General features: G+C 58.4%; 7 protein-coding genes. 6 read left to right on the top strand and 1 reads right to left on the bottom strand.

Going from position 1 to position 10,116, the window contains the following annotated elements; genetic code table 11:
- The first annotated feature begins 1,158 nt into the window (after nt 1-1,158).
- Genes NKH17_RS32860 through NKH17_RS32850 form a run of 3 tightly spaced genes read left to right on the top strand, consistent with a single transcriptional unit; the run spans nt 1,159 to nt 4,943 of the window.
- Nucleotides 1,159-2,103 carry a dihydrodipicolinate synthase family protein gene (locus NKH17_RS32860; RefSeq protein ID WP_352973496.1) on the top strand — a complete coding sequence of 315 codons (945 nt, stop codon included), beginning with the start codon at nt 1,159-1,161 and terminating at the stop codon, nt 2,101-2,103.
- Complete coding sequence (locus NKH17_RS32855) at nt 2,081-3,607, top strand: aldehyde dehydrogenase (RefSeq protein WP_352973494.1); 1,527 nt, start codon at nt 2,081-2,083, stop codon at nt 3,605-3,607. Before NKH17_RS32860 ends, NKH17_RS32855 begins: the two co-directional genes overlap by 23 nt.
- A gap of 13 nt (nt 3,608-3,620) precedes the next feature.
- Complete coding sequence (locus NKH17_RS32850; protein ID WP_352973493.1) at nt 3,621-4,943, top strand: NAD(P)/FAD-dependent oxidoreductase; 1,323 nt, start codon at nt 3,621-3,623, stop codon at nt 4,941-4,943.
- Nucleotides 4,944-4,946: 3 nt separating this feature from the next.
- On the opposite strand, the gene NKH17_RS32845 is transcribed toward NKH17_RS32850, so the two are convergent.
- Entirely contained in the window at nt 4,947-5,906 is a 960-nt protein-coding gene (locus tag NKH17_RS32845; protein WP_352973492.1) for a LysR substrate-binding domain-containing protein, read from the bottom strand.
- Between the two features lie 833 nt (nt 5,907-6,739).
- Between NKH17_RS32845 and NKH17_RS32840 the strand changes: the two genes are divergently transcribed.
- The 3 genes from NKH17_RS32840 to NKH17_RS32830 all read left to right on the top strand — a co-directional run bounded on the left by NKH17_RS32840 (nt 6,740) and on the right by NKH17_RS32830 (nt 9,661).
- Complete coding sequence (locus tag NKH17_RS32840) at nt 6,740-7,711, top strand: ABC transporter permease (RefSeq protein ID WP_352973491.1); 972 nt, start codon at nt 6,740-6,742, stop codon at nt 7,709-7,711.
- A complete protein-coding gene (locus tag NKH17_RS32835) occupies nt 7,708-8,736 on the top strand; it encodes a quaternary amine ABC transporter ATP-binding protein (RefSeq protein WP_352961043.1) in 1,029 nt (342 codons plus the stop codon). The genes NKH17_RS32840 and NKH17_RS32835 overlap by 4 nt, the downstream gene beginning before the upstream one ends.
- A gap of 181 nt (nt 8,737-8,917) precedes the next feature.
- On the top strand, nt 8,918-9,661 hold the full coding sequence (locus tag NKH17_RS32830; RefSeq protein ID WP_352973490.1) for an SDR family NAD(P)-dependent oxidoreductase: 744 nt from the start codon (nt 8,918-8,920) through the stop codon (nt 9,659-9,661).
- The last annotated feature ends 455 nt before the right edge of the window (nt 9,662-10,116 follow it).

Here is a 10,116-nt window from a genome sequence, read left to right as displayed (position 1 = left end):
CCTCTGATCAGCCTGCCAGCCGTGGCACGCTGATCAGCCCGGCCCCATGCCGGAGAGCACGGCGACCAAGCCGTCAGCTACACCACTCCCTGGGACACGATCTTATGAGGCGGAGGCTACTCCATCTAAGTCGGGTTCGGGCAGGGTAAATTGTCCATAATGATCATTTCGTTTAGCACCGCACAACTTCCGTAGCGGCGCAGATATCTTCTATGAGGCTGTCTGGGTATGGGCGCGGCCGCGAAGCCGGCGGCAGAACGTTTTGCTGTCGCGATGCTTCCTCCTCCGGCAAAGGTGGAGCGCACCGGTTTGAACGCCGGCGCGCCACACCAGGCGGCTATCTCCATGCCAAGGCCGGCCGTCCGCGTTGACGCCGACGGTGATGATGACGGCGACCGAGACGATCCGCCCACCGCGGCAGACCTTCAGGTAAGTGGGTGGAGTAGGCGATATGCGCCTTGCCGCCGTTCGACGGCGGGTTTCACATCGCCTCTCGCCGAACCGGACGTGCTTCTTTCGTTAGGCATCCGGCTCTCCAGAAGAGGGGCTGTTTGGAGCGCCACAGTTCACGTCGCAAGCACGCATATGACGCGGGTTACCCTCGGGAAGAGGGTGCGGGAAATCCGCCCGCCCGGATCTGTGAGGGCGAAAGCCGAATGGCTGAGCTACTCGACCACGACCTTCAATTTGCCAATTCAGCGTCAAAATGCCTCCTTCTGCGGGGGAGCTGTATCTTGCTGCCACGAGGCCGCATCTTGACTGCAGATGGCATGGTCCGGCGGGGGACCGTGTTTTAGTCATAGCAGTGTCGGAAATTGGACCGACATGAACTCCCGATCTAGAAAGACGCCCGAAGAGCGCGGTTGACGGCACCCATCTTGTCCACAGCTCGCTTCGATCGGGCGGGCAGCGCCTTCAACCAAGTGGCGCCATACCAGCTAACCGATGAGCCCAATGAGCACACGGAAAACGCAGACAACCAAGGCGTCAAAAACTCGAAATCGAGCTCCTCATTCGTGAACCTCCATGGCACCCTCTCTGCCGGCTTTGGGACGGGCTTGCGCAAAAAAGTAGCTTGTCGAGTGATTTTATTTCGACTGCTGTTCGCGCCATCCTTGCGTATAACCACGAGCCTGAACCCAAACTGGAGCCAGGCAGATGTCCTTCAAAGGCATTATCCCGCCCGTTACCACGCCCTTCCATGCGGACGGGTCGATCGATCGCGACGGCTTCTGCGGGATGATTGAGCATCTGATCTCGTCGGGCGTTCACGGCATAATCGTTGGCGGCACGACCGGCGAATACTACGCCCAATCGCGAGATGAACGTGTCGGCCTGCTGAAGCTTGCGAAAACCATTGCAAAGGGCGCGGTACCACTGATTGCCGGTGTGGGCGCAATCCGGACGGAGGATTGTATCGACTATGCGCTGATCGCCAAGGACCTCAAATATGACGGCATCCTGATCGGATCGCCGTACTACGCTGTTCCGACGCAGCTCGAACTCGCCAATCATGCTCTAGCAATCGACAAGGCTGCTAACCTGCCGGTGATGCTCTACAACTATCCCGCCCGCACCGGCACGATGATGGACCTAGACTTCCTGGACCGGGTCGGCCGCAGCACCAACTTCTGCGCTCTCAAGGAATCGAGCGGCAGCATGAACCAGTTGCACGCTCTGGCGCGTGACTATCCGCATATCGACTTGTTCTGCGGCATGGATGACCAGGCGCTCGAGTTTTTCGCCTGGGGCGCCAAGGGCTGGGTCTGTGGCGCCGGCAATTGCCTGCCGGCGGAGCATCTTGCGCTCTATGAAGCGTGCGTCATCGAGAAGGATTTCACCAAGGGCCGCAAGATCATGTCGGCGCTGCTGCCTCTGATGAGGCTTCTCGAACAGGGCGGCAAATTCGTCCAGAGCATCAAATACGGGTGCGAATTGGCTGGGTTATCGGCCGGGCCAGTGCGTCGGCCGATGCGCGCGCTCGACGACGATCAGAAGCGCGAACTCGAGACGACGATCCGCACGCTTAAGGCAGTCATCGCGTCAATTACTGCAAAATCGCAAAAGAGGGCTTCCGAGAATGTCATCGCTATTAACTCGTGATGAGTACCAGAACCTGGCGGACAGCCTGCCACTGCCAACCAACGCGATGATCGACGGTAAGGCGCGGGCATCACAATCGGGCGACACATTCGAGACCATCAATCCCGCGACAGGACAGGTCATCGCCAGGATCGCTTCCTGCGGCCAGGCCGACGTCGACCTCGCTGTCGAGAAGGCGCGGCTGGCCTTTGAATCGGGTGTATGGTCGCGGGCTCATCCGAGCGAGCGCAAGCGGGTCCTGCGCCGCCTCGTCAAGCTGATGAAGCGCAACGCCCATGAGCTTGCCGTGCTTGAGACGATCGAGAGCGGCAAGCCGATCTACGACGTCGAAACCATTGACATTCCCGAGGCGCTGCATTGCCTGGAATGGCACGCAGAAGCCACGGACAAGCTCTACGGCCAGACGTCGCCCTCGGGCGACGACGTCGTATCGATGATCGTGCGCCAGCCGCTTGGCGTGGTCGCTTGCGTGCTGCCCTGGAATTTTCCGATCCTGATGCTGGCTTGGAAGATTGGGCCGGCGCTCGCGACCGGTAACTCGGTGATCGTGAAGCCTGCCGAGCAGACCAACATCTCGACGTTGCGGATCGCCGAGCTAGCGCATGAGGCCGGCTTGCCGCCGGGCGTCCTGCAGATTGTCACGGGTCCGGGCGAGGTAACCGGCAAGGCCCTCGGCATGCATCCCGACATTGATATGGTCGCCTTTACGGGGTCAACTGACGTCGGGCGGAAATTCCTTGAATATTCCGCCAAGTCCAACCTCAAGCGCATCGTGCTCGAATGCGGAGGCAAGAACCCGTGCATTGTGTTGGACGATGCCGATAATCTCGACGTTGTCGCGCAGCATGTCGCCCAGGCTGTGTTCTGGAACATGGGCGAGAATTGTTCGTCCAACTCGCGCCTGATCGTTCATGAAAAGATCAAGGACCGCCTTGTCGAAACGGTTCTTCAGAAGCTGACGGAATGGCCCTTGGGCGAGCCGCTGGACCCGGGCAATCGCTTAGGCGCTATCGTATCGAAGGAACAATTCGACCGCATCATGGGCTACATCAAGAAGGGGCGGGTGGAAGGCGCCAAGATCGTCACCGGCGGCAACGCGCACAAGCACGGCAAAGGCTATTTCATCGAGCCGACCATATTCGACGATGTTACGCCCGAAATGACGATTGCGCGCGAAGAGATTTTCGGACCGGTGCTCTCGGTCATTAAGGTTGCGAGCGCCGACGAGGCGCTTCGGGTGGCTAACGACACGCAATATGGGCTCGCGGCCTCGATCTTCACCGCCAATCTCGGCAAGGCACATCGCATCGCGCGTGACCTCCGTGCCGGCACGGTCACCATTAATTGCTACGGCGAAGGGGACATCACGACTCCATTCGGCGGCTTTAAGCTTTCGGGCTTTGGCGGGCGCGACAAGTCATTGCATGCCCACGATCAGTATACCGAACTCAAGACCATCTGGGCGGACATTTCCGATCCGAATATCTCGCGTTCGGTAGACTAGCTTGGTTGCGCCGATGAGCGACCATCAGGCTGTCCGCACGCCTGCGGATACATCCATGCCGGGCTGGTATGGAATCCTTCCGCCTCCCAAGGCACCGCAGGTGCTGCGCGGCCGTCACAGAGCGGACTGGCTCATTGTAGGAGCTGGCTTTGCTGGATTGGCGGCCGCGCGGCGCCTCTCACAATTGGTGCCGAACGACCGCATAGTGTTGGTCGACGCTCAGCGCGTCGGCTGGGGTGCTGCCGGGCGCAATTCGGGCTTCATGATCGACCTTCCGCACGAGCTTGGCGGCGAGAACTACGGCGGAAGCCAGGATCATGACCGCAAGCGCATCCGCATGAACCGCGCCGCCATTGAATTTTCGGCCTCGGCGGCGGACGAATACGGATTGCAGCGCTTCTTTGTTCGGGCCGGCAAGTTCCATGGAGCTGCGACAGTTCATGGCCTCGCCGTCCTGCGCGACTTTGAAAACCACCTGACCGGCCTGGCCGAACCGTTCGAGCGGCTCGACGGGCCGCAGTTGAAGCAAATCACTGGAACCGACTTTTTCATCGGCGGCACTTTCACGCCGGGCACGGTGATGGCCCAGCCAGCGGGGTTCATTCGCGGACTTGCTGAAGGTTTATCGAGCCGCGTGCAGCTGTTCGAGAATTCACCGGTCACATCTGTGACCACCGGCAAACTGCACACTTTGAAAACGCCTGAAGGCGAGATTTCGGCGCCGCGGCTGATACTCACAGTCAATGGCCATCTCGAAAGTTTCGGCTTCTTCAAGAAACGCCTGCTACATGTGTTCACGTACGCCAGCATGACAAGGTCGCTCTCCAAGAGGGAGCAGGCTGTCCTGGGCGGCGCCCCGCAGTGGGGCTTGATACCGGCCGACCCCATGGGGTCGACCCTCCGCAGGATTGACGACCGCATCGTCGTGCGCAACACATTCACCTATAATCCGGATATGTCCACCAGTGACAAGCAGATCCGCCGGATCGGCGCTTCGCACGATCGATCGTTTCGAGCGCGCTTCCCGATGCTCGGTGAAATACCCATGGAATTTCGCTGGGGGGGCCATCTGTGCCTTTCCCTCAACTCCGCGCCGGCATTCGGCGAAGTTGAAGAGCGGGTGTTCGTGGCCGGCTGCTGCAACGGCCTGGGAACGGTGCAGGGCACGCTCTATGGAATGCTGGCCGCCGACCTAGCCGCCCGCAGCAATGAACCAATGCTTGCGGACGCTTTGAACGAGCCAGCTCCGGTTCGGCTCTACCCTGAGCCGGTCATGTCGATAGGAGCGCAGCTGAAACTCTGGGCGATGCATAGGCGCGCTGGACGCGAGTTGTAGCATTCAAATAGCTCGTTCTTCCGCGGAGATCTCTGTCAGCCAGGTCCGGAAGAGCTCGGCTGCAGGCGACAACGTTCGGTTATCGTTCCAGGTGAGGTAATATCCTCCAGGAGCTGGTATCTCAAGATCGGTAATCCTGACCAGCTTGCCCTCTTTTACCAACTGTCGCACCAGCCTGTGCCAACCGACGGCAACACCCTGATCTGCCTGAGCAGCCTGCAAGGTCACAAAGAATTTGCCAAACCTGCGGCCACGGGGAGCTCCATGGGGAACGCCGGCGCGGCGCAGCACTTCGTCCCAGTCAGGCCATTCAGGATCGACCCAGTTGACGTGCAGGAGTGGCAGTTCGGACAATGACTCTGCCGTGGCATCGCGGTGAACTTGGGCGAACTCAGGGCCGCAGACAGGATAAATGATATCGTTGAAAAGCGATTCGGTGCTTTCATCGGGCCAAAACCCGGAGCCATAGCGGATACGCAATTCCACTTCTGCGCGCCGATAATCTCGCGAGTTGTCTGAGATGAGATGATCGACCGCGATGTCAGGATAACGAGTCCAAAAGCCAGGCATGCGAGGTATCAACCACATCGATGCAAATGCATCCGAGCAGGCAACGGTTACATTTTTGGAGCGATCGCCGCGCTTGACGGTTCTGACAACCTCGGAGGCTTTCGAAAAGCCACTCGCCAGGACAGCATAAAGGTCTTCCCCAGCGCTGGTGAGCATGACGCCGCTCCCAAGCCGTACGAACAGAGGAACGCCGATTTCCTCCTCAATTGCTCTGATTTGCCGACTAACCGCGCCGGGCGTCACGTTGAGCTCGGAAGCCGCAAGTTTAAACGACAGGTGCCTCGCAGATGCCTCGAACACCGCCAAGGCAGTCAAGGAGGGCAGGTCATAATAGCGGCGAACCATCTCAAGCTCCAAAATCGGGATGATCGCGCGGCATGATACCTTACGCAAGAGTGCGCTCAAGGCACTGCGACGACCCTGCAGGTGTCCGATAACCATCGATACGCCAACCATTTGTGAGCGACGTGAGAAAAACTGTTCAGATCGCCTTCGCCATATTCGACGCCGTCCCATCAATGTCCGTCGCCCTCGAAGACCGGCGCGCCCCGCTGAGCGGATCTATGGTCCAAAGCAATGGACACCGCACGTGTCCGCACGGCGCTGATGAACCACCATCCGGTCGGGCGCCTGGAGAACTGAAGGACGCTGACAATCCCGCTGTCTGGCTACCCTGGGCAGGAAGCACCTTGGTGACCGGTCAAGTCTACATGATCAATGGCGGCCGGACCAAAAACTGCTGCGGCCCGATATGTGAACGGGACTCCCCTTATGGCGGTGCTTCGTCGTCTGTTGGATCGTGCCGTTTACGCGCCTGTTCACGCGTTCGACCTGCACGCGCAACATCCGCTTGATCCTCCGTAACCCGCGACGATGAAAAATTCGACTTATTGGACTCGAAATCACGGCATCAGGTAGAAGAAGGGGCGCAAGCCATACCCGATCTACCCGGCATCGCGTTTGATTGACGCCAGCTATGAACGCCCTACCATTATGTAAGCCGCCCCACGGATCAGAAGGTCAAAGGATGGGGAGCCCGGGTTCCAAAGCTGACATAGTGTGTCACCTGCGCCGCCCTCAGGTATGTTCGCGCGCGGCGGAACCATTCGCGACGGGGGCCGAAATAAAGTCACCCGTCAGGCTATTTTTTTGCGCCTCCTTCCGGGGAGAAGTCATGGTACCTCTTACAGCCGAACCAGTTCAGAAACCTGGAACGGGGAACGAAGATGAACGGATGTAGCCTTTGGAATCCGTTTGATTGCGGGAAATTGCCGCTTGCCTCTTGGGTAAGCGATGCATTGCGTTGGGTGGTTGAGAACTATCGACCCTTCTTCCAGACAGCCAAGGCGCCGTTTGACACAGTCCTGCAGTCGCTCACTCATTTCATGACCGCGGCACCGCCGACCCTGGTCATCGTCTTCATAGCACTGCTGGCCTGGCAGCTTTCAAGCTGGCGGCTGGCAACCGCACTAACGGCTATTCTCGTCTTTGTGGGTTTCATCGGCGTTTGGCCCGAAACCATGATCACACTGGCCATCGTGCTTACCGCGCTGGTCTTTTCATTGTCCATCGGCATTCCGCTCGGCATTCTGTCAACCAGATCTGAGCTATTGTATATGGTATTGAGGCCGATCCTTGACGGCATGCAAACAATCCCAGCTTTCGTTTATCTCGTTCCCGTTGTCATGCTGTTCGGCATCGGCAACGTGCCAGGTGTGATTGTTACCGTGATCTTCGCCGTCGCACCGGTGATCCGCTTGACTCATTTGGGAATCCGCCAGGTACCTGAAGAGGTCAATGAAGCCATGCGGGCTTTTGGCGCGACCGATCGTCAATTGCTGTGGAAAGCTCAGCTTCCCCTGGCACTGCCGACGATCATGGCAGGTGTGAATCAAACGCTGATGATGTCGCTTTCCATGGTGGTGGTCGCCTCGATGATCGCAGTTGGCGGACTCGGCCAGATGGTGCTTCGTGGTATCGGTCGCCTCGACGTTGGGCTCGCCAGTATCGGAGGCCTCGGCATTGTCGCGCTGGCGATCATTCTCGATCGGATCACACAAGCCCTCGCCCAGCCTCGACAGCGTCCAGGGGAAATCTGGGCCCGCGGTCCAGTTGCGGCGATCGTATATGCGGTGCGTACTTTTCGATCCTCTTCCAGCCAGCCTCCAGCGGCTGAAATGAACAAGGGTATCCAATGACCAACCCCGTTGTTCAGTGTTCCGGAGTCTGGAAAATCTTCGGAAATAACGCGAAAGCCGCCCTTCAGGCTATTCGGGAGCAAGGATTTTCCAAGTCTGAGATATTAAAAAAGTACGGCGCGGTCACCGCGGTTGCCGACGTATCCTTCTCAGTCGCGGAGGGGGAAATTTTTTGCATTATGGGCCTCTCCGGCTCCGGCAAGTCGACTCTGATCAGACACATCAACCGCTTGGTGGAACCCACGGATGGCGAGATCATCGTAGCCGGCCGCAATGTGAGCCGACTGAACAACTCTCAACTCCGTGATCTGCGCTCGAGGAGCGTAGGAATGGTGTTTCAAAACATGGCGTTGTTGCCCCACCGCAGCGTTCAAGACAACGTCGCTCTGAGCCTTGAGTTGCGTGGTGTCGGCAGGGCCCAGCGCTTGCAGACAGCAAAGGAAAAGCTAGAGCTCGTAGGTTTGGAAGAGTGGGCGTCTAGATATCCCGATGAGTTATCCGGCGGCATGAAACAACGCGTCGGCCTGGCGCGGGCCATGGCGGCAGATCCGGAAATCCTTTTGATGGATGAGCCATTTTCCGCTCTCGATCCGTTGATTCGCCGCCAATTGCAGCAGCAGTTCCTCGAACTAGCTAAGCTCGTCAAGAAGACTACCGTCTTCATCACTCACGATCTCGATGAAGCAATCAGGCTAGGCACTCATATCGCGATCATGAAGGACGGCAGATTCGTGCAGGTTGGAACTCCGGAAGAAATTGTCACGGAACCCGCGGACGAGTACGTGGCAGACTTTGTGAAGGGCATTTCGAGACTTGAACTTGTGACCGCTCGCAAGATCATGACACCGATTCCGAACCCTTCGGCTACGACGCATCACAACGGAGCGACGGTGTTAGCTACTGACAAGATCGGTACTATCATCGACTTGGCAACCCATCATAGCGGGGACATCACGGTGATGGACGACAACCGGCCGGTGGGCACGATTTCGCGCCGCGACCTTCTTGTCGGCATCCGAGGTTGAGCGGAATTCCAGGGTATCCTCGAGTTGAAACGGCTCATCTAGTGGGGTGAAGAGAACCGCAAGATATGTCTCTGAAAATCGATGCGACCTCGTCAAAGCTCTCGGGCATGCTGAAGGGCGCTTACCCTTGGCGGATGCAGGCGCGGATCACACTAAAAGCAAAGTACATAGCAGGCTAACAATGGGCAAGTTTGATCTGACAGGGAAAACCGCTTTAATTACCGGCGCGGGACGGGGCATCGGTTTGCAGGTCGCCCTTACCCTGCAAGAAGCCGGTGCCGACATAATCCTAACCGACGCCGACGCGGTTCGAGCCACTAACGCTGCAGATCAGTTCCTCGTCAAGCCGCAGGTCCACCAGCTCGACGTCACGGATTCGCAGTCCGTGCGCGATCTCGCTGCTAAAATCGGGTTTTGCCCTGACATCCTGGTCAACAATGCCGGCGTGTCTCGTGCGGCGCCGACCAATCATACCACGGACGAGGATTGGCGCGTCGTTCTGTCTGTGAATCTGGACGGTGTCTTCTATTGCAGCCGCACCTTCGGCTCCCTCATGGCGGAGCGTGGGTCGGGAGCCATTGTAAACATCAGTTCCATGTGCGGCGATATCGTTACCCGACAAGAATCCGTGGTCACGGCCTACAATGCGAGCAAGGCCGGAGTGAATATGGTGACCAAGACACTTGCGTGCGAGTGGGCGAGATCTGGTGTCCGCGTGAATGCGGTGGCGCCTGGGTTCGTACGCTCTGAGATGACCGATAAGTATCCCGAAGAAGTGGTCAAGGCATGGTCTGATCAGACACCGATGCGTCGCTTCGGCCAGCCCCACGAGATCGCGTCCGCGGTCCAATTTCTGGCGAGCGATGCGGCGAGCTACATTACCGGAACTGTTTTGTTGGTAGATGGCGGTTATACCTGTTGGTAAGGACCAAGCATTGCCAGGCGGAAGGCAGGGAATGCCTCTAGATTGGGAAGGCGTCGAGTGTCTTTAACAGCGCTCAGGACGACGGCAGCCACCATCGTGGCGATCAGTAAAGATATCAGCGGGCCGGATGCACTCACCCAGACTTGTCAGCCAACTCGGCGGCGGACCTAGGATCGCTATCCGAATACTCAGCCGCGTTCCGCGCGCGATTTGCCGACGGGGCGTTATTCCGATGGACCTGCCGGCACTCGGAATCGAAGTCGACCGCAGCGTTCTCGGAGACCCACGGTCTGGGGCGACTAGAGCGTTTCATGTCTTGAGAGAATCGTAGGATTCCCAAAGAAGGGTGTTTGTGATTGAACTAAACCGCTGCCGCGGTAGCTGATGCGCGGGTCTGGCCTGAGGAGGCCCCCGTCTGAGAAGATTTGGTGTTGAGCCAACCTTCCAGACAGGAG

It is taken from the genome of Mesorhizobium sp. M1334 (genome assembly GCF_040317995.1).
GTDB lineage: Bacteria > Pseudomonadota > Alphaproteobacteria > Rhizobiales > Rhizobiaceae > Mesorhizobium.
Note: the sequence above shows the minus strand (reverse complement) of the source record. Positions and strands in the feature narration are given on the sequence as shown.

What these genes read in the sequence shown, in the direction of transcription:
- NKH17_RS32860 (WP_352973496.1), top strand. Translation starts at nt 1,159, where the DNA reads ATGTCCTTCAAAGGCATTATCCCGCCCGTTACCACGCCCTTCCATGCG.
- NKH17_RS32855 (WP_352973494.1), top strand. Translation starts at nt 2,081, where the DNA reads ATGTCATCGCTATTAACTCGTGATGAGTACCAGAACCTGGCGGACAGC.
- NKH17_RS32850 (WP_352973493.1), top strand. Translation starts at nt 3,621, where the DNA reads ATGAGCGACCATCAGGCTGTCCGCACGCCTGCGGATACATCCATGCCG.
- NKH17_RS32840 (WP_352973491.1), top strand. Translation starts at nt 6,740, where the DNA reads ATGAACGGATGTAGCCTTTGGAATCCGTTTGATTGCGGGAAATTGCCG.
- NKH17_RS32835 (WP_352961043.1), top strand. Translation starts at nt 7,708, where the DNA reads ATGACCAACCCCGTTGTTCAGTGTTCCGGAGTCTGGAAAATCTTCGGA.
- NKH17_RS32830 (WP_352973490.1), top strand. Translation starts at nt 8,918, where the DNA reads ATGGGCAAGTTTGATCTGACAGGGAAAACCGCTTTAATTACCGGCGCG.